Raw genomic sequence first — 19,727 nt, forward strand, 5'->3', positions numbered from 1 at the left:
GCCAAGGTTACAGCAGCCGTCGCCGACCTGCGAAATCGTCGTGCGCCGGCCGGATCAGGTGCGGATCTTGTCGGCGATCTGACGGGTGATCTGCACCGCGGTGTCGGCCGGGTCGGCCGCGCAGGTGTTGACGTCGACGATGATGTTGTTGCGCACGGCCATCGCCCGCCCGCACGCCCAGCCCTCCGGCGGGCCGTTCTGCTGGGTGGACACCGTGCTCAGCAGGCCGTCGGTGTTGGCGATCGGCCCCGGCGTCCACTCCGAGCCGCTCTGCACGTGGATGTACTCCTGGCATTCCCCCCACTGCTTGGCCGAGGCGTCGAAGAACGCCTTGGCCTGCTTGGCCGAGGGGAACAGCACCACCGCCTCCTGGGCGTAGTGCTCGAAGTTGTCGCTCTCGGAGAAGGTGAGATCCCGCACCGCGGAGAAGCCGCTGTCGGCGTAGACCTGCGCCTGCGCGGCGCCGTCGATGGCCAGGCACTCGCGCGGTTCCATGGTGTCGGCGTCGTCGGACATCGCGATGCGGTTGCGGGTGACCGCCATCTCCTGCGCCCCCATGATGGCGTTGATCTGCTCGGTGTTGAGCATCAGGTCGTTCAACGCGCCTTCGGCCACCGGCCGGGCCGTCGTCGTGGTGGGCGTGCTGGTGGTCTTCTCCGCGTTGTCCTGGCCTTTGCCGCTGCCGCACGCGGCGAGCATCAGGCAGACACCAGCGATTCCGGCGAGGGCGGTCATCCGACGGCGCATAGGTTCAACTCTCCGTTTCTGTCCTCGTCCTTCCGCACCCGGCGCAGGCGCCGCCGGCGGCTCGCGCGAGGTCAGCCTAACGCCAACGACCGGCCGATTCGGGCCGGAACGCTGCGACCGGCGCGCCATGCCCGCGACTTCAGCGGCCCGCGGCGGTGCCGGCCGGCACCGCGGGCGGAACCGCCGGGTGCCCGGCTGGTTCGGTACGGCGATCCGGTCGGGGGCGCAGCCAGCCGGGCAGCCAGCGGGCCGGCGCGTCGGCGGCGCCGTCGAAGACACCGCCCGCCGGGTCGTCGACCCGGCCGTGCCAGCGGACCAGGTCCTGCTCGGGGCGGTAGATCTGGCGGATCACCAACGCGCACAGCACCATCACGGCCACGTCGCGGACCAGCACCGTCGCGGTGAACCACTGTTCGGGCAGGCCGTGGTTGTGCTCGCCGAACAGGTAGTACATCCGCGGCACCCAGACCACCGCGTCGACGGTCATCCAGGCCAGCAGGACCCGCCGGTGCGGCAGCGCCAGCACCGCCAGCGGCACCAGCCACAGCGAGAACTGCGGGCTCCACACCTTGTTGGTCAGCAGGAACGCCGCGACCACCAGGAACGCCAGCTGCGCGACCCGCGGGCGCTGCGGCGCGGTGAGCCCGACGTAGGCGATGCCGGCGCAGCAGAGCACGAACAGCACGGCGACGACGGTGTTGAGCACCGTCGGCGGCTCCCAGAAGCCCAGGCCCGGGTCGAAGCCCCGCCAGCCGGTGAAGGAGGCGACGACGTTGTACAGCGAGTCCAGATCGGCCTCGCGACGGCGGTTGAGCCGGAAGAACTCCAGCCAGCCCGCCGGGAACAGCACCATGATCGGCAGGTTCACCACCAGCCACGCGGCCACCGCCGCGATCACCGCCTGCGCCGCCGCCCGGCCCTTGCCGGTGCGCACCGCCAGCACCAGCACCGGCCCCAGCAGCAGCACCGGGAAGAGTTTGGCCGCCGCGCCCAGCCCGAACAGCGCCCCGGCCAGCGCCGGGCGCCGCCGCGCCCAGGCGAGCATCCCGCCGACCGCGAACGCCACCGTCAGCGCGTCGAAGTTGGTGAAGGCCTGGAAGATCAGCAGCGGCGAGGCAGCCACCAGCGCAGCATCCCAGATCCGCCGACCGGCCAGCCGGGCGCTGGCCCACACCGTCACCAGCCACGCCATCGCCAGGCCGAGCGCCACGACGTTGAAGAACATGACGACTTCGGCGACCACCGGCAGCGCGAACAGCTTGCTCGCCGCGGTGTAGGTCTTGGCCAGCGTCATCGCCACGTACTGGTACATGCCGGTGAGCACCGGATACTCCATGTGCCGCACGGCGATCTCGCCGTCGTAGCGGTGTTTGGGCTGCCCGGACTCGTCGGTCTCGATCCAGCTGGACTTGTAGGGCAGTTCGCCGCGCTCCAGCAGTTCGGCGCCGTAGAGCGGCACGGTGTCGGAGTAACACAGCTGGTAGTAGGCGCGCTGCCCGGCCCAGTTGGCAACCTGGTGGTCGCCGGGCCCGTCGCCGGTGCTCTGCAGGCAGGGCGCCTTGGTGGTCCAGCCCAGCGCGAGCACGGCCAGCGCGATCGCGAACATGACCCGCACCGGGGTGAAGAACCGGCTACGCCCGATCAGGGCGTGCCGGCCCACCGGCCCGCCGATCGTGTCGGCGAGCGCGGCTCCGAGCACGTCGGTGCGGCTCGGCAGGTCCCGCTCGTCGGCGCTGCGCAGGTCCGCCGCAAGCGGTTGCGGCGACACCGGGCGGCGCGGATCGTCGCCGGTCACGGTGGCGGTGGCGGCGCCCCGGGTGGCGGCGGCTCAGGCACCGGCGGGGGCGGTGGCGGAGGCGGCGGCTGCATCCACGGCGGCACCCACGGCGCCGGCGGGGGCGGGAAGCCCGGCGGCGGTGGCGGTGGGAACCCCGGCGGGAGCATGTCCGGCGGTGGCGCCTCCTCGGACGGCATCGGCGGCGGTGGGGGCGCGGCCGGCACCCCGGCATAGCCGCCCACCTCCGCGGGTTTGGGGAACGATTCGTTGTCGGTGCCCTGCAGGGCGCCGTCCATGGTGGCCTTCCAGATGTCCGACGGCAGGCTGGAGCCCCACACCGGCGAGCCCCACTGGTTGACCAGCGGCTCGTCGTCCTGGACGGTGCCCACCCAGACCGCGGTCGACAGCGACGGGGTGTAGCCGACCATCCAGGCGTCCTTGTTGTCCTTGGTGTCGCCCAGCTGCACGGTGCCGGTCTTGGCCGCCGACTTGCGCCCGCCGGCGAGGTTGTGACCGCGTGAGTAGCCCGCGATCGGTTCCATGGCGGCGGTGACGTTGTCGGCCACCGCCTCCTCGATGCGCTGATCGCCCTCGTTCTCGGTGGTCAGCGCGTCGAACAGCACCTGCCCGTCGGCGTTGACCACCTTCTGCACGAAGTGCGGGCGGTGATAGACCCCGGAGGCGGCCAGGGTGGCGTAGGCGGAGGCCATGTCGATCACCCGGGTCTGGTACTGGCCGAGCACGATCCCGTTGTTGGGCGGGCCGCCCTTGCCGTCCTCGGAGAGGGTGTGCGCCACCCCGGCGAAACTGTCGGCGACCCCGGCGCGGTGCGCGGCGTCGGCGACGTCCTCGGGGCCGTTCTTCAGCTTCAGCATCAGCCGGTAGTAGGAGGTGTTCAGCGAGCGTTTGAGCGCCTCGGCGATGTTGCAGGTGCCGCAGCCCTCGCCCTCGACGTTGCTGATCTCGATGCCGTTGACCGTCAGCGGCGAACTGTCCACCTGGTAGCCCAGGCCCATGCCCTGTTCGAGCGCCGCCACCAGCGCGAACACCTTGAACGCGGAGCCGGTCTGCAGCCCGGCCTGGGCGAAGTCGTAGCCGGTGCCGTCGGCGCCGCCGTAATAGGCCCGCACCGCGCCGCTGCGCGGGTCGATCGAGACGACCGCGGCCCGCATGTCCTCGTCCTGGTCCTGGAGGTACTTCTCCACCGCGTCCTCGGCGGCCTCCTGGTCGTTCGGGTCGATGGTGGTGGTGATCTGCAGCCCTTCGGTGTTGAGGGTCTGCTCATCGATGTCGAACAGGTCGAGCAGCTCGGCGATCACCTGCCGCTTGATGAGCCCGTTGGGTCCGGCGGTCTTGTCGTCCGAGCGCACCTGATCCGGTGGCACCGTCTCGGGGAACTGCTGTTCGGCGCGCTGCTCGGGGGTCAGCGCCCGGATCTGCACCATGCCGTCGAGCACCCAGTTCCACCGGTCGAGCGCGCCGTCGGGGTCGACGGCCGGGTCCAGGGTGGACGGGCGTTGGATCAGCGCGGCCAGCAGCGCGCCCTCGGCGACGGTGAGCTGCTCCACCGGCTTGCCGAAGTAGGCGTTGGCGGCCGCGGCGATGCCGTAGGCGCTGCGGCCGAAGTAGATGATGTTCAGGTAGGCCTCGAGCACCTCGTCTTTGGACCACTGCCCGGACATCTTGGTGGCGATGACGAGTTCCTTGGCCTTGCGGACCAGCCCGCCCATCCCGGTGCGCTGGGCGCCGACCAGCGCGTTCTTGACGTACTGCTGGGTGATGGTCGAGCCGCCCTGGGTGTAGCCGCCGAACAGGTTGTTCTTGATCGCGCGGCCGAACCCGCTGATCGAGAACCCCGGGTTGGAGTAGAAGTTGCGGTCCTCGGCGGCGATGACGGCGTTGCGCACGTGCTCGGGCACCTGGTGGATGTCGATGTCGACGCGGTTGCCCTCCGGCGGCACGATCTTGGCCAGTTCGGTGCCGTCGCTGGCCAGGATCGTCGACACCTGCGCGGTGCGGATGTCGCCGGGCTCGGGCACCTTGACGATCAGGTAGGCCATCGCGAACGTGATGATCGGCAGCAGCACGGCCGCGGCGACGCCCAGGTAGCACAGCCGGCGCACCAGCCGCCAGTTGACGGCGGGCGCGCGGCGGGCCGGGGCGCGCCGGTGCCCGCCGCTGGTCGGGCGCTTCTCCGGCGGCGGCGCGGCCGGTTCGCGGCGCGGCTCCTCGGGGCGCTCGCGGCGGCGCTCGCCGGTGGCGGGCGCGTTGAGCGCGGCGGTGACCGCCTCGATCGGGTCGCGCAGCTTCTCCGGGGTCTCGTCGGTGACCCGGGGGATCAGCGCGGTGTCCCGGTCCTCGGGCCCGCGCTCGGGCCGGCGGTCCTCCCGGCGCGAGGGCTGCGAGCCCGCCCGCGGCGGCTCGGCGCGGCGGTGCCCGCCGGGGCGCCGCTCCGGGCCGGTGCCCCGGTCGGCTCCGGTTGCGCGGTCCGGGCCGGTGCCGCGCTCGCCGCCGGTTGCGCGGTCACCGCCGGCGCCGCTGTCGGGGCCGGTGCGGCGGTCCTCGGGGCGCGGCGTGCCGCCGCCCAGGCGCCGGGCAGCCCGGTCACGGTCGGAGTGCGGGGAGTCTGGTCGGTCGTTACTCACTGGCGGTGCGGGCCCCGTTGCGCGCGGTCCGGGTACGCGAACCCCTCGGCGGCCGTGCCGCTCCGAGCACGTACGACTTCACCAGGTGATTCCAGCTGCAGGTCCGGCAGACCTCCACCACGTGGACGGAGAACTCGCTGTGCCGGGCGGCCAGCAGCACCAACTCCTCGGCGCTGCGCGCCGACCCCGACGCCGCACCGAGGTGCTCGCCGAACACCCAGGACACCAGCGTCAGTTGTTCCTTGCGGCAGATCGGGCAACTCACCGAACTGGTCTTGCCGTGGTACTTCGCGGCACGCAGCAGGTAGGGGTTGGCGTCGCAGACGTCGAAGACGCCCGTCCGCCCGGAATACACCTCGGCTAACAGCGCTCGGCGCTGTAGCGCGTAATCCACCACCTGTCGCTGCAGTCGCACGCAGACCAGAGTACGACCTGATCTGGCCGACCGCGCCGTGACGACCGTTCTGCCCGCTCGGGGCGTCGCGGACCGGGCGCACAACCACCTCCCTCCCGCTGGGCCGGCCGGCGGCGGCCCGAACCCGGTTATGTCCCCGATATGACAAAAAATATATCGGGGCGATACTATTGCCGGTACTGTCGGGCCGGATCGTCAGACGGCCGCAAAAGAGTAAATCAGGGAGGTGACTCGTGCTCGAACTGGCCATCCTGGGCCTGCTGCTCGAGTCACCCATGCACGGCTACGAACTGCGCAAGCGGCTCACCGGCCTGCTGGGGGCGTTCCGCGCCTTCTCCTACGGTTCGCTCTACCCGGCGCTGCGGCGCATGCAAGCCGACGGCTTGATCGCCGAGGATGCGGCACCCGCGGGCACCCCGGTGCGCCGCGCCCGCCGCGTCTACCAGCTGACCGACGCCGGCCGACAGCGGTTCTCCGAGTTGGTGGCCGACACCAGCCCGCAGAACTACACCGACGACGGCTTCGGGGTGCACCTGGCGTTCTTCAACCGCACCCCGGCGGAGGCGCGGATGCGCATCCTCGAGGGCCGTCGCCGCCAGGTGGAAGAACGCCGGGAAGGTTTGCGCGACGCGGTCGCGCGGGCCAGCAGCTCGTTCGATCGCTACACCCGCCAGCTGCACCAACTGGGGCTGGAGTCGAGTGAACGCGAGGTGCGATGGCTCAACGAGCTCATCGCCGCCGAACGGGTCGCACAGGGCCAGACCGAACAGCCCTAGCCACAACACCAAAAGCAACGGTCGACCAATCAACCGGCCGCACCACAGTAGGTAGGAGAAGGAGAACGTCCATGAGTGAGCAAACCGGCGCAGGTGCGTCGTCGGAGGTGCGGGTCGCCATTGTCGGCGTCGGTAACTGCGCAGCCTCGCTGGTCCAGGGCGTCCAGTACTACCGCGACGCCGAGGAGACCGCCACGGTTCCCGGCCTCATGCATGTGCGGTTCGGCGCCTACCACGTGCGCGACGTCAAATTCGTCGCCGCGTTCGACGTCGACGCCAAGAAGGTCGGCTTCGACCTGTCCGAGGCCATCTTCGCCTCGGAGAACAACACCATCAAGATCGCCGACGTGCCGCCGACCGACGTGATCGTGCAGCGCGGCCCGACCCTCGACGGCATCGGCAAGTACTACGCCGACACCATCGAGCTCTCCGACACCGACCCGGTCGACGTGGTCAAGGCGCTGCGCGACGCCGAGGTCGACGTGCTGGTCTCCTACCTGCCGGTGGGCTCGGAAGAGGCCGACAAGTTCTACGCCCAGTGCGCCATCGACGCCGGTGTGGCCTTCGTCAACGCGCTGCCGGTGTTCATCGCCTCCGACCCGGTGTGGGCCAAGAAGTTCGCCGACGCCGGTGTGCCGATCGTCGGCGACGACATCAAGAGCCAGATCGGCGCCACCATCACCCACCGGGTGATGGCCAAGCTGTTCGAGGACCGCGGGGTGCAGCTCGACCGCACCATGCAGCTCAACGTGGGCGGCAACATGGACTTCCTCAACATGCTGGAGCGCGAGCGGCTGGAGTCGAAGAAGATCTCCAAGACCCAGGCGGTCACCTCCAACCTGCAGCGGGAATTCAAGACCAAGGACGTCCACATCGGCCCGTCCGACCACGTCGGCTGGCTCGACGACCGCAAGTGGGCCTACGTGCGCCTGGAGGGCCGGGCGTTCGGCGACGTGCCGCTGAACCTGGAGTACAAGCTCGAGGTGTGGGACTCGCCGAACTCCGCCGGAGTGATCATCGACGCCGTGCGCGCCGCCAAGATCGCCAAGGACCGCGGCGTCGGCGGCCCGATCGTGCCGGCCTCGGCCTACCTGATGAAGAGCCCGCCGCAGCAGCTCCCGGACGACGTCGCCCGGGCGCAGCTCGAAGAGTTCATCATCGGCTGACCTGTCGGCTGACCCAACGCGTCGGCGCGGCGGGCGGCACACCGGCAGGGTTGCACCCGGCTCGTAGAGTCGGGGTATGAGCCGACCCGCCCGCCCGCTGCGCATCGGCGTGCAACTGCAGCCCGAGCAGGCCCCGCACTACGGCCTGCTTCGGGATGCGGTGGCCCGCTGCGAGGATCTCGGCGTCGACATCGCCTTCAACTGGGACCACTTCTTCCCGCTCTACGGTGACCCCGACGGTCCGCATTTCGAGTGCTGGACGATGCTGGGCGCCTGGGCCGAGCAGACCTCCCGGATCGAGATCGGCGCGCTGGTCAGCTGCAACTCCTACCGCAATCCCGACCTGCTCGCCGACATGGCCCGCACCGTCGACCACATCGCCGACGGCCGGCTGATCCTGGGCATCGGGGCGGGCTGGAACCGCCGCGACTACCGCGAGTACGGCTACGAGTTCGGCACCCCGGGCAGCCGCCTGGACGCGCTGGCGCAATCCCTGCCGCGCATCACCGGCCGACTGCAGCAGCTCAACCCGCCACCCACCCGCACCCTGCCGATGCTCATCGGCGGCGACGGGGAACGCAAGACCCTGCGGCTGGTCGCCGAGTACGCGGACATCTGGCACAGCTTCGCCGACCCCGACACCCATCGGCGCAAGGTGAGCGTGCTCGACGAACACTGCGCCGCGGTCGGCCGCGACCCGGCCGCGATCGAATGGTCCGCGGCGGTCGGCGGGGACACCGGGAGCCGCGACACCGCCGCCCTGGTGGCCGAGGCCGAGACGCTCGCCGACGCCGGCGTCACGCTGTTCACCGTCGCGACCGCCGGACCCGACTACGACCTCTCGGGTGCGGCCGCCCTGTGCCGCTGGCGCGACGCCCGGTGACCGCATGCGCGTCCTGATCGCGGCGCTGCTGACGCTGGCCGCACTGTCCTGGGCCGCGCCGGCATCGGCGGCACCCGACCAGTGCGCCCCACCCGGGCCCGACAGCGCCGCCCCGCTGCCGGCGAACCTCACCAACACCCCGGGCCTACCCGACCGCGACACCCACACCACGGCCACCGCCGCCGCGCTGGCCGACGTCGACGTCGGCGCGCTACGGCTGGCCGTGCCCGGCACGCTCACCGTCGGCACCCTCTCCGACGCCCCGCCGACCAGCTGCATCGATGCCGCCGGCCGGTACAGCGGTTTCGACGACGAGCTACTGCGCGCGGTCGCCGAAAAGCTCGGGCTGCGAGTCAGTTTCGTCGGCACCGACTTCTCCGGCCTGCTGGCGCAGGTCGCAGCGGGCCGCTTCGACGTCGCCTCCGCGTCGGTCGCGGCGACCGACGCCCGGCGGCGCACCGTGGACTTCACCAACGGCTACGACTTCGGCTACTACTCGCTGGTGGTGCCGCCCGGCTCACCGCTGGCCGGGATGGACGAGTTGACCGCCGCCGACCGGATCGGGGTGGTGCAGGGCACCATTCAGGACGCCTACGTCGTCGACGTCCTGGGCCTGCAACCGGTCAAATTCCCCGACTTCAACACCGTCTACGCCAGCCTCAAATCCCGCCAGATCGACGCCTGGGTGGCCCCGGCCAGTCAGGCCCGCCAACTCGTGCAGCCCGGCGATCCCGCGGTGATCACCGCGAACACGATCAGCGTCGACACCTTCGTCGCGTGGGCGGTGGCCCAGACCAACCGGCCGCTCATCGACGCGCTCAACGCCGGGCTCGACGCGGTGATCGCCGACGGCACCTGGGCGCGACTGTATTCCGAGTGGGTGCCCCGCGAACTGCCGCCCGGTTGGAAGCCCGGCTCCCGCGCCGCCCCGGCACCGAAGCTGCCCGACTTCGCGGCCATCGCCGCCGAGCACCCGCAGCGTCCCCCCGCGGCCGCGGCCGCCCCGGCCTCCACCCTGAGTCGGCTGCGTGCCGCCTTCCTCGACTGGGAGATGTACCGGCAGGCCGTTCCGGTGCTGTTGACCACCGGCCTGCCCAACACGCTCATCCTGACCGTCAGCGCGGCGGCCATCGGCGTGGTGCTGGGCATGGCGCTGGCGGTGGCGGGACTGTCCCGGCGGCGCTGGCTGCGCTGGCCGGCCCGGGTGTACACCGACATCTTCCGGGGCTTGCCGGAGGTGGTGATCATCCTGCTGATCGGGTTGGGTCTCGGCCCGGTGGCCAGCGGCGTGACCAATAACAACCCCTACCCGCTGGGCATTCTGGCGTTGGGGTTGATGGCCGCCGCCTACGTCGGTGAGATCTTCCGGTCCGGGATCCAGAGCGTCGAGCCGGGACAGCTGGAGGCGGCGCGCGCACTCGGCTTCTCCTACCCCGCCGCGATGCGGCTCGTGGTGGTGCCGCAGGGCATCCGGCGGGTGCTCCCGGCGCTGATGAACCAGTTCATCGCGCTGCTGAAAGCCTCTGCGCTGGTGTACTTCCTGGGCCTGCTGGTCGGTCAGCGCGAGCTGTTCCAGGTCGGCCGCGACCTCAACGCCCAAACCGGCAGTCTCTCCCCGCTGGTGGCGGCCGGTCTGTTCTACCTCGCTCTGACGGTGCCGCTCACCCATTTGGTCAACGTGATCGACACCCGAATGCGGCAGGGCCGCCCCACCCGCCGCCGCGGTGAGCTGATCACCCTGTCCGCCGGGCAGGAGATGACATGACCGGCACGGCAGTATCGTTGGCGGCCAAGGGTATCCACCTGTCCCTCGGCGGTCAGCCGGTGCTGCGCGGCATCGACCTGGAGGTGCCCGCCGGCAGCACCGCCGCGATCATCGGGCCGTCCGGTTCGGGCAAGTCGACCCTGTTGCGGGCGCTGAACCGGCTGCACGAGCCCGACCGCGGCGACATCCTGCTCGACGGGCGCTCGGTCCTCGGCGACGACCCCGATCTGCTGCGTCGCCGGATCGGCATGGTGTTCCAGCAGTTCAACCTGTTCCCGGACCGCTCGGTGGCGGCCAACGTGATGCTCGGACCGCGCCGGCTACTGCGCCTTCCTTCGGACGCGGCCCGGGAGTTGGCGTTGCGGCAGCTGGACCGGGTCGGGTTGAAGGGCAAGGCCGACGTGCGGCCCGGCGCGCTCTCCGGCGGGCAGCAGCAGCGGGTGGCGATCGCGCGCGCGTTGGCGATGTCACCGCAGTTGATGTTCTTCGACGAGCCGACCTCGGCGCTGGACCCGGAGTTGGTCAAAGGCGTGCTGGCCCTCATCGCCGACCTGGGCGCCGACGGGATGACGATGGTGGTGGTCACCCACGAGATGGGCTTCGCCCGCTCGACCGCCGACCGGCTGGTCTTCATCGACCACGGCGAAGTGGTGGAATCCGGTCCCCCCGAACGCCTGTTCACCGATCCGCAGACCGACCGGCTGCGGCGCTTCCTCTCGCAGGTTCTCTGACCTGCCGGAATACCCAACACGTTAGACTGGCGAATTATGGCGACGAGCGATGCCGCCCCACCGGAGGTGGCGGAGCTGGCGGAGGGCCTCCACCGGGCCCTGACCAAGCTGGTGTCCATCCTGCGCCGCGGCGACACCAGCACCAGCCGCGACGCCACCGGTGACCTCACCCTCGCCCAACTGTCGATCCTCTACACGCTGCTGTGCCAGGGCCCGATGCGGATGACCGAGCTGGCCGCCCACGAACGGGTCCGCACGCCGACCACGACGGTGGCGATCCGCCGGCTGGAAAAGATCGGACTGGTGAAACGCTCCCGCGACCCGTCGGACCTGCGGGCGGTGCTGGTCGACATCACCCCGGAGGGGCTCGCGGTGCACCAGGAGTCGCTGAGCAATCGGCAGGCCTCCCTGGCCGGGATGCTCGACCAGCTCAGCACCGCCGAACGCGAGGCGCTGACCAGGGCGCTGGCCCCGCTGGAGCGGCTCGCCGCCGCCGATCCGGTCCGCAGCGACCCCCCGACGGTGCCGCCCGCCGGGCCCGACGCGAACCAGGGCTGAGCGAGCCGATGCCCACCGCACTGATCACCGGCGCCAGCGCCGGCATCGGCGCCGCCATCGCCCGGGCGCTGGCCCCCACCCACGACCTGCTGTTGCCCGGGCGGCCCTCCGACCGGCTGGCCGGGGTGGCGGCCGAGCTGGGCGCCACCACCTGGCCGATGGATCTCAACGACACCGCCGCCATCGCCGCCGACACCCGGCTGCCCGACCGCCTCGATGTGCTGGTGCACAACGCCGGGGTGGCGCTGCCCGCGCGGGTCGCCGAATCCACCGTGGAGCAATGGCGAGACACCATGGCGGTCAACGTGATCGGGGCGGTCGCGTTGACGCTGGCGGCGCTGCCCGCGCTGCGCGCCGCCGAAGGCCAGGTGGTCTTCATCAACTCCGGCTCCGGGTTCCGGTCCTCACCCGGGCTGGCGTCCTACTCGGCGAGCAAGTTCGCGCTGCGCTCGTTCGCCGACTCGCTGCGCGCCGACGAGCCGACACTGCGGGTCACCTCGGTGCATCCCGGACGCACCGACAGCGCGATGCAGCGCGGGCTGGTCGCCTACGAAGGCGGCGAGTACGACCCGGACCGGTTCCTGCGTCCGGAGACGGTGGCGCACCTGGTGGCCGAGGCGGTCGCGACGCCGCCGGATGGGCACGTCCACGAGATCGTGGTGCGGCCCCGCTAGACCACCAGCCCGCTAGACCACCAGGTTGACCAGCCGACCGGGCACCACGATGACCTTCCTCGGGCTGGCCCCGGCCAGAAACGCGGCGACCTTCTCGTCGGCCAGCGCCGCGGCCTCCAACGTCGCCGAATCCGCGTCGGCCGCAACGGTGATCAGCCCCCGCTTCTTGCCGTTCACCTGGACCGGGTACTGCACCTCGTCGACGGTCAGGTAGGCCGGGTCGGCGACCGGGAACGGGCCGTGTGCCAGCGGGGTGTCGTGCCCGATCCGCCGCCACAACTCCTCGGCGACGTGCGGGGCCAGCGGGGCCAGCATCAGCACCAGCGGCTCGATCGCGCCGCGTGCGCTGACCGACTCCTTGGTCAGGTGGTTGGTGTATTCGATCAGTTTCGCCACCGCGGTGTTGTTCCGCAGCGCCGCAAAGTCTTCCGTCACCCCGGAGATCGTGCGGTGCATGGCGCGCAGTGTCGCGTCGTCGAGCGCCTCGTGCTCCGCGACCCGGTTGGCGCCGGTCTCCTCGTCGACCACCAGTCGCCACACCCGCTGCAGGAAGCGGTGCGCGCCGATGACGTCCTTGGTGGCCCACGGCCGCGACGCCTCCAGCGGGCCCATCGACATCTCGTACACCCGCAGCGTGTCCGCGCCGTAGTCGTCGCAGATCTGGTCCGGCGACACCGAGTTCTTCAGGCTCTTGCCCATTTTGCCGAACTCCTGGCGGACCGGCACCTCCCCGTCGGCACCCACGACGTAGTGCGCACCGTCGCGTTCGATCACCTCATCGGCGGGCACGTAGCTGCCGCGCGGGTCGGTGTAGGCGTACGCCTGGATGTAGCCCTGGTTGACCAACCGGCGGTAGGGCTCACGCGAGGTGACGTGCCCCAGGTCGTGCAGCACCTTGTGCCAAAACCGCGAATACAGCAGGTGCAGCACGGCGTGCTCGACGCCACCGACGTAGAGGTCCACCCCGCCCGGGTCGGCGGCGCCGTGCTCGGCGGGCCGCGGCCCCATCCAGTACGCCTCGTTCTCCTTGGCGCAGAACTCATCCGGGTTGAGCGGGTCGATATAGCGCAGCTGATACCAGGAGCTGCCCGCCCACTGCGGCATCACGTTGGTGTCGCGGGTGTAGGGCTTGAGGCCGTCACCGAAGTCCAGGTCCACGTGCACCCAGTCGGTGGCTTTCGCCAGCGGCGGGGAAGGCTCGCTGGCCGGGTCGTCCGGGTCGAACAGCACCGGTGAGTAGTCGGGCACGTCGGGCAACTCCACCGGCAGCGCCGAGTCGTCGAGCGGGCGCGGCCGGCCGTCGGCGTCGTAGACGATCGGGAACGGCTCACCCCAGTACCGCTGCCGGGCGAACAGCCAGTCCCGCAGTTTGTACTGCACGCGCCGGTCGCCGCGGCCGCCGGCCGCAAGCCGTTCCACCACAGCGGTTTTGGCGTCCTCGACGCTCATCCCGTCGAGGTAGTCGGAGTTCACCAGGGTGCCGTCGCCGGCGTAGGCGCCCTCGGAGATGTCCCCGCCGGAAATCACTTCCACGATCGGCAGACCGAACTCGGTGGCGAACTCCCAGTCCCGCTGGTCGTGGCCGGGCACCGCCATGATCGCGCCGGTGCCGTAACCGATCAGAACGTAGTCGGCGACGAAGATCGGCACCCGGGCGCCGTTGACCGGGTTGGTGGCGTAGGCGCCGGTGAACACCCCGGTCTTGGTCTTGTTCTCCTGGCGCTCCAGGTCCGACTTCGCCGCGATCGCCGAGCGGTACGCCGCCACCGCCGCTTTCGGGTCCGCGGCCCGGTAGGTCCAGCGCCCATCGGTGCCCTCGGGCCAGTCCGCCGCGGTGAGTTCGTCCACCAGGGGGTGCTCGGGCGCCAGCACCAGGTACGTCGAGCCGAACAGCGTGTCGGGTCGGGTGGTGAACACCTCGATGTCGCCGGCGTCGCTGCCGAACAGCACCGCCGCGCCGGTCGAGCGGCCGATCCAGTTGCGCTGCATGGCTTTGACCTTTTCCGGCCAGTCCAGCACGTCGAGATCCTCCAGCAGCCGCTCGGAGTAGGCGGTGATTCGCATCATCCACTGGCGCAACCGTTTCCGGAAAACCGGGAAGTTGCCCCGCTCGCTGCGGCCCTCCGGGGTGACCTCCTCGTTGGCCAGCACGGTGCCCAGACCCGGACACCAGTTGACCATCGAGTCCGCCTGGTAGACCAGGCGCTGCCCGTCGATGACGTCGGCCCGCTGCCCCGCATCGAGGGCCGACCAGTCCCGGCCGTCGTCGAGAGTGCGCTCGCCGGACTCGAATTCGGCCACCAGGTCGGCGATCGGCCGGGCTTTGCCGGCCCGCTCGTCGAACCAGGCGTTGTAGATCTGCAGAAAGATCCACTGCGTCCACCGGTAGAAGTCGACGTCGGTGGTGGAGACGCTGCGGCGGGTGTCGTGGCCGAAGCCGAGCCGGCCCACCTGCCTGCGGAAGTTGACGATGTTGGCCTCGGTGCGGGTCCGCGGGTGGGTGCCGGTCTGGATCGCATACTGCTCGGCGGGCAGCCCGAACGCGTCGAAGCCCAATGCGTGCAGCACGCTGCGGCCGGTCATCCGGTGATACCGGGCGTAGACGTCGGTGGCGATGTAACCCAGCGGATGCCCGACGTGCAGCCCCTCCCCGGACGGGTAGGGGAACATGTCCTGGACGAACATCTTCTCCCCGGGCAGCGGGGCGCCGTCGGCCGGCGCCAGCTCGCCCACCGGGTTGGCGACGTGGAAGGTGCCGCGCCGGGCCCACTCCTGCTGCCAGTCGCCTTCGATCCGGTTGGCCAGCGCCGCGGTGTAGCGGTGCGGCGGGGCCGCCGCATCGTCGTCGCGGCTGCGGTCCGGGGCGGTGGTCGACGGCTCGGTCACGTCCAACAGGGTATAAGCCCGCGTCGGGGGGCTCCGGTCGCCTCGAATCGGTTGCGGTGGTCTCGGTTGGGTTGCGGGGCGGTCAGCAGACGGTCCCGGGTTGATACCAGCTGTGTTCCGCCGCTGGAGTCGGTCCGGTGCCGGTGCTTAGGGTCGGCTGCACAGGCGTTTCGGACCTGGTACCGGGTAGTTGGTGGGGAGGATCGATGACCAGCACGCGCAGCACCCGCCGTTGGTCGGTCCTGGCGGCGGTCACCGCCGTCGCGGTCGGCTTCGGCGGCGGCGTCGCGGCCGCCGACCCGGTCGTCCCCGCCCCGTCCCCGGCCCCGGTTACCCCCGACGCCCTGGCCCAGCACAGCCCGGCCGGCCCGGCGGCGCTTCCCCCGGCGGGCCCGGCCGTGCTGCCCACCACCGCCCCGGCGGCGCTGCCGCCCGGGCCGGCGCTGGTCCCGGCGAACTCGGAGACCATGCGCGACTTCCTCGAGGCCAAGGGGGTGGAATTCCAGCCGCAGGTCGCGGCCGGCTTCGACGCCCTGGACATCACGCTGCCGGTGCCGCAGGGCTGGACGCAGGTGCCCGACCCCAATGTCCCGGACGCGTTCGTGGTGCTCGCCGACCGCTCCACCGACTCGATCTACACCTCCAACGCCCAGTTGGTGGTCTACAAGCTGGTCGGCGACTTCGACGTGGCGGAAGCGATCGCCCACGGCAACGTCAAAACCCAGCAGCTGCCGGCTTGGCGCACCACCGACCAGGCGCTGGAGAACGCCAACGGTTTCCCCTCCGCCCGCATCGAGGGCACCTACCGGCAGAACGACATGACGCTCAACACCGCCCGACGGACGGTGCTGGCCACCGCGGGCACCGACCGGTACCTGGTGTCGCTGGCGGTGACCACCGCGGCGTCGGTCGCGATCGCCGAGGCCGCCGCCACCGACGCGATCGTCACCGGATTCCGGGTCAGCCTGCCCGCGGCGGCCCAGCCGCCCGGCCCGGTCCCGCAGACCCGTCCCGGGGTTCCCGGCCCGGCCCCCGCGCCGCCCGGGGCGGTGCCCAGCCGGCCCGGAACACCGCCGACCGCCCCCACCGCGGGTCCGCCTGCCGCACCGCCCAACCAGCCGATCATCCAGCCCACCCCGATCAACTGACGTACGGCCTCGTATCCTGGTGGTCATGCTGATCGCCGGGGTGCTCTGCTGCGTGGCGGCCGTCGCCGTGGCGGCCCGCGGCCTGTGGGTGCTCACCCACGCCGACGCCGGCGACCCGGTGCAGCAGGTGCTGCGCGCCGTGGCACCGACCCAGCTGGCCGCCGCCGGCATGCTGGCCGCCGGCGGGGTGGCCGCGTTCGTGGCGCCCCGCAGCGCGGCGCTGGTCGTGCTGATCGTCGGGGTGGTCGGTGCGGCCGGCACCGTGACCGCCGGTCTCTGGCACACCGCACGCTTCGCCGCCCGACAGCCGCAACCCGCTGCCGGCGGTGGCTGCGGCGGCAGCTGCACCGCCTGCATCCAGCCCTGTCACTGAGCGCCATGCTGCGGCGGCTGTCGGCGCTTCCGATCGACAAGTTCCTGCTGGCGTTGCTGGCGACGGTGGCGGTGGCCACCGTGCTGCCCGCCTCGGGCGCCGCCGCCGATGTGCTGGAGGTGGCGACCAAGGCCGCGATCGCGCTGCTGTTCTGGCTCTACGGCACCCGGCTCTCGCCGCGCCAGGCGTGGCAGGGGTTGCGGCATTGGCAGCTGCACCTGCTGGTGCTGGCCATCACCTTCGTCGTCTTCCCGGTGCTGGGCCTGATCGCGCGCAGCCTGGTGCCCACGGTGTTGACGATCGACCTCTACACCGGGTTGTTGTTCCTGTGCCTGGTGCCCTCGACCGTGCAGTCCTCGATCGCGTTCACCTCGATCGCGCGCGGCAACGTCTCGGCGGCGATCGTCAGCGCGTCGGTGTCCAACATCGTCGGCGTCGTGGTGACCCCGCTGCTGGTCATGCTGTTGATGCACACCGGCGGGGTGCCGGGGATGGACCCCACCGCGATCCGCGACATCGTGGTGCAGCTGCTGTTGCCGTTTTTGGCCGGTCAGCTGATGCGCCCGTGGGTGGCGGACTGGATCGCCCGGCACGCCGCGCTGACCCGGGTGGTCGACCGCGGCTCGATCCTGCTGGTGGTCTACACCGCGTTCTCGATCGGGATGACCCGGCACATCTGGAGCACGGTGGCGCCCTGGCAGCTGGTGGCGGTGACCGTGGTCAGCGCGCTGCTGCTCGCGCTGGTGATGGGCATCACCGTGGTGGCCGGGCAGCTGGCCGACTTCTCCCGCGCCGACCGCATCGTGCTGCTGTTCTGCGGGTCGAAGAAAAGCCTGGCCTCGGGTCTGCCGATGGCGCTGGTGCTGTTCCCGGCCGCCACCGTGGGGATCACCATGTTGCCGCTGATGCTCTTCCACCAGATCCAGCTGATCGTCTGCGCGGTGATCGCCGCGCGCCTGGCGCGCACCGCCGACGCGGCGGCCGACCCGGCCTAGTTGCGGCTGACGTCGATCGGATGGGTGGCCAGCATGGCCAGCGGCATCGGCTGGCGGCGCAGCACCCGGCTCCACAGGTCGGTGCCGGGCTCGGCGAGCACATCGGTGGGCAGCGCCGACAGCACGATCCAGTCGTCGCGTTCGATCTCGTCCTCCAGCTGGCCGATCGTCCAGCCGGCGTACCCGGCGAAGATCCGCACCCCCTCGACCAGCGGGGCGATGTGCTCCGGCTCGGCGTCGAGATCGACCATCGCCACCCGGCCGGTGACGTGCCGCAGGCCGGGCACCCCGGCCGGGTCCACGCCGATGCGCATCGTGGCCAGGCACAGCGCCGCATCCCGCTTCACCGGCCCGCCGACGAACATGGTCTTGGGGCGGGCCGCCACCCGCGCCCACTGCGGCAACACGTTGTAGACCGCGGTCTCGCTGGGCCGGTTGAGCACCACACCGAGGGTGCCGCCGTCGTTGTGCTCGACGATGTAGATCACGCTGCGCCGGAAGGTCGGCTCCAGCAGATCGGTGTTGGCCAGCAGCAGCGTCCCCGCCCGCAGGCGATGCGCAGCAGGCGCGGCGTAGTCCTCGGGGTCTTCGGGCTGGGCCACCTCCCCATCATGACACCCGGCCGCCGGGCGGGCGGTGAACCGGCTCGGTCTATTCCAATAATTTGTACGGTGGTCGGGGCCGGTGTCCGCCGTGTCACCGCCGTCGGGAAGCAGGTTCGGTGATGCAGACGCGCGCGCGCCTCACGCTGTGGCGATCGGTGCGCGCCCTACCGGATTTCTGGCGGCTGTTGCAGCTGCGCGCCGCCAGCCAGTTCGGCGACGGGCTGTTCCAGGCCGGGCTGGCCGGCGCGCTGCTGTTCAACCCCGAGCGGGTGGCCGACCCGTGGGAGGTGGCCGGCGCGTTCGCGGTGCTGTTCCTGCCGTACTCGCTGCTGGGGCCGTTCGCCGGGGCGCTGCTGGACCGCTGGGACCGGCGGGTGGTGCTGGTCGCCGCCAACGCGGTGCGGCTGGTGCTGGTCGTCGCGATCGGGTTCTTGTTGGCCGTCGGCGCCGGGGAGCTCGCGCTGCTGTGCACGGCGCTGATCGCCAACGGGTTCACCCGGTTCGTCAGCTCGGGATTGTCCGCCGCCCTCCCCCACGTCGTGCCGCGACGCGACGTCGTGACGATGAACTCGATCGCGGTGGCCACCGGGGCGGTCGCCGCCTTCTTCGGCGCCTACTTCATGCTGCTGCCCCGCCAACTGTTCGGGGCGGGCGACGCGGGCGCGGCGACGGTCATCTTCCTCGTGGCGCTGCCGGTGGCGGTGGCGTTCTGGCTCGCGCTGCGCTTCCCGCCGCGCGCGCTCGGCCCCGACGGTCCCACCCCGCACCGGTCGGTGTTCTTCGCGGTGACCACCGGCTGGGCCGCCGGCCTGCGGGCACTCGGCCGCTACCCGACCGTCGCGGCCACCCTGTCGGGGTTGGTGGCGCACCGGATGGCGTTCGGGATCAACACCCTGCTCATCCTCATGCTGGTGCGCCATGTCGACACCGAGGGCGTCGCCGGGCTGGGGATGGCGGCGCTGTTCGGCGCGGCCGCCGGCGGCGGCTCGTTCGCCGCGACGCTGGCGACCCCGCTGCTGGTGCGCCGCTGGGGCCGCTATGCCTCCGGCAACGGCGCGCTGGCCGCCGCCGCGCTCATCCAGCTGGCCTGCATCGGCCTGCAGATCCCGGTGCTGCTGGGCTGCGGCTTCCTGCTGGGCATGGCCGGCCAGACGGTGAAGCTGTGCGCCGATTCGGCCATGCAGATCGACGTCGACGACTCGCTGCGCGGGCACGTGTTCACCGTGCAGGACGCGCTGTTCTGGGTGTCGTTCGTCACCGCGATCGCCGCGGCTGCCTCGGTGATGCCCGCCGACGGGCGCGCCCCGGCGCTGGTCCCCGCGGCCGCGGCGTTCTACCTGCTCGGCCTGGCCAGCCACGCCGGGTTCGGCCGGTCGGCCACCCGCACGTCGGGCCGTTAAGCTGTGCCGATGGCCGACCCAGGTCCGATCGTCGCCGATCTGCATGCCGAAAGCGAAGCCCTCGACGCCCTGGTGGCGCCGCTGGCCCCCGACGCGTGGGCGACCCCCACCCCGAGGTGGTCGGCGCCAAGATGACGCGCAAGCGGATGCGGGCGCTGAAGTACTCCAAGCAGATGGTCGCGA

Annotated in this window: 17 protein-coding genes and 2 pseudogenes; 13 read left to right on the forward strand and 6 right to left on the reverse strand. The window is 71.4% G+C overall.

What is annotated here, in order from left to right; translation table 11 throughout:
• Positions 1–54: 54 nt before the first annotated feature.
• From A5643_RS03020 to A5643_RS03035, 4 genes are all read right to left on the reverse strand, one after another.
• Complete coding sequence (locus A5643_RS03020) at positions 55–735, reverse strand: sensor domain-containing protein (RefSeq protein WP_066851814.1); 681 nt, start codon at positions 733–735, stop codon at positions 55–57.
• A gap of 151 nt (positions 736–886) precedes the next feature.
• Complete coding sequence (locus tag A5643_RS03025; RefSeq protein WP_502686199.1) at positions 887–2,515, reverse strand: glycosyltransferase family 87 protein; 1,629 nt, start codon at positions 2,513–2,515, stop codon at positions 887–889.
• Between the two features lie 23 nt (positions 2,516–2,538).
• Positions 2,539–5,169: a transglycosylase domain-containing protein gene (locus tag A5643_RS03030; RefSeq protein WP_502686200.1), complete on the reverse strand. Its 2,631-nt coding sequence runs from the start codon at positions 5,167–5,169 to the stop codon at positions 2,539–2,541.
• Positions 5,162–5,584, reverse strand: coding sequence for a DUF5318 family protein (locus A5643_RS03035; protein ID WP_066851818.1), 423 nt, complete (start codon positions 5,582–5,584; stop codon positions 5,162–5,164). The genes A5643_RS03030 and A5643_RS03035 overlap by 8 nt, the downstream gene beginning before the upstream one ends.
• 233 nt (positions 5,585–5,817) lie before the next feature.
• Here A5643_RS03035 and A5643_RS03040 point away from each other — a divergent pair, with 233 nt between their 5' ends.
• The 7 genes from A5643_RS03040 to A5643_RS03070 all read left to right on the forward strand — a co-directional run bounded on the left by A5643_RS03040 (position 5,818) and on the right by A5643_RS03070 (position 12,137).
• Complete coding sequence (locus tag A5643_RS03040) at positions 5,818–6,360, forward strand: PadR family transcriptional regulator (protein WP_066851820.1); 543 nt, start codon at positions 5,818–5,820, stop codon at positions 6,358–6,360.
• Positions 6,361–6,431: 71 nt separating this feature from the next.
• Complete coding sequence (locus A5643_RS03045) at positions 6,432–7,526, forward strand: inositol-3-phosphate synthase (RefSeq protein ID WP_066851822.1); 1,095 nt, start codon at positions 6,432–6,434, stop codon at positions 7,524–7,526.
• A 76-nt stretch (positions 7,527–7,602) separates the two neighbouring features.
• Positions 7,603–8,409 carry an LLM class F420-dependent oxidoreductase gene (locus A5643_RS03050; RefSeq protein ID WP_066851824.1) on the forward strand — a complete coding sequence of 269 codons (807 nt, stop codon included), beginning with the start codon at positions 7,603–7,605 and terminating at the stop codon, positions 8,407–8,409.
• 4 nt (positions 8,410–8,413) lie between these two features.
• Complete coding sequence (locus tag A5643_RS03055) at positions 8,414–10,174, forward strand: ABC transporter substrate-binding protein/permease (protein ID WP_066851848.1); 1,761 nt, start codon at positions 8,414–8,416, stop codon at positions 10,172–10,174.
• Positions 10,171–10,905: an amino acid ABC transporter ATP-binding protein gene (locus tag A5643_RS03060; RefSeq protein WP_066851828.1), complete on the forward strand. Its 735-nt coding sequence runs from the start codon at positions 10,171–10,173 to the stop codon at positions 10,903–10,905. Before A5643_RS03055 ends, A5643_RS03060 begins: the two co-directional genes overlap by 4 nt.
• A 36-nt stretch (positions 10,906–10,941) precedes the next feature.
• The gene (locus A5643_RS03065; RefSeq protein ID WP_066851830.1) at positions 10,942–11,463 is read left to right on the forward strand and encodes a MarR family winged helix-turn-helix transcriptional regulator; all 522 of its coding nucleotides are present in this window, start codon (positions 10,942–10,944) and stop codon (positions 11,461–11,463) included.
• A gap of 8 nt (positions 11,464–11,471) precedes the next feature.
• Positions 11,472–12,137: an SDR family oxidoreductase gene (locus A5643_RS03070; protein ID WP_066851832.1), complete on the forward strand. Its 666-nt coding sequence runs from the start codon at positions 11,472–11,474 to the stop codon at positions 12,135–12,137.
• A 12-nt stretch (positions 12,138–12,149) separates the two neighbouring features.
• Here the strand turns inward: A5643_RS03070 and leuS are convergent, their stop codons facing one another.
• Positions 12,150–15,023 carry a leucine--tRNA ligase gene (leuS, locus tag A5643_RS03075; RefSeq protein WP_066851834.1) on the reverse strand — a complete coding sequence of 958 codons (2,874 nt, stop codon included), beginning with the start codon at positions 15,021–15,023 and terminating at the stop codon, positions 12,150–12,152.
• Positions 15,024–15,229: 206 nt separating this feature from the next.
• On the opposite strand from leuS, the gene A5643_RS03080 reads away from it, so the two are divergent.
• From A5643_RS03080 to A5643_RS03090, 3 genes are read left to right on the forward strand one after another with little or no spacing between them, the layout of a single operon-like run.
• On the forward strand, positions 15,230–16,171 hold the full coding sequence (locus tag A5643_RS03080; RefSeq protein WP_066851836.1) for an LpqN/LpqT family lipoprotein: 942 nt from the start codon (positions 15,230–15,232) through the stop codon (positions 16,169–16,171).
• A gap of 25 nt (positions 16,172–16,196) precedes the next feature.
• Positions 16,197–16,544: a hypothetical protein gene (locus A5643_RS03085; RefSeq protein ID WP_066851850.1), complete on the forward strand. Its 348-nt coding sequence runs from the start codon at positions 16,197–16,199 to the stop codon at positions 16,542–16,544.
• Between the two features lie 8 nt (positions 16,545–16,552).
• Entirely contained in the window at positions 16,553–17,539 is a 987-nt protein-coding gene (locus A5643_RS03090) for a bile acid:sodium symporter family protein (protein ID WP_156628482.1), read from the forward strand.
• Here A5643_RS03090 and A5643_RS03095 read toward each other — a convergent pair.
• Positions 17,536–18,141, reverse strand: coding sequence for a YqgE/AlgH family protein (locus A5643_RS03095; protein WP_066851841.1), 606 nt, complete (start codon positions 18,139–18,141; stop codon positions 17,536–17,538). The genes A5643_RS03090 and A5643_RS03095 overlap by 4 nt on opposite strands.
• Positions 18,142–18,263: 122 nt before the next feature.
• Between A5643_RS03095 and A5643_RS03100 the strand changes: the two genes are divergently transcribed.
• From A5643_RS03100 to A5643_RS18585, 3 genes and pseudogenes are all read left to right on the forward strand, one after another.
• Entirely contained in the window at positions 18,264–19,544 is a 1,281-nt protein-coding gene (locus tag A5643_RS03100; RefSeq protein ID WP_156628484.1) for an MFS transporter, read from the forward strand.
• Between the two features lie 9 nt (positions 19,545–19,553).
• Positions 19,554–19,658 (forward strand): annotated as a pseudogene (locus A5643_RS18010) (wyosine base formation domain-containing protein); the annotation flags it as partial.
• Positions 19,652–19,727 (forward strand): annotated as a pseudogene (locus A5643_RS18585) (hypothetical protein); the annotation flags it as partial. The pseudogenes A5643_RS18010 and A5643_RS18585, both read left to right, overlap by 7 nt.

This window comes from Mycobacterium sp. 1274756.6 (genome assembly GCF_001668625.1).
Lineage (GTDB): Bacteria > Actinomycetota > Actinomycetes > Mycobacteriales > Mycobacteriaceae > Mycobacterium.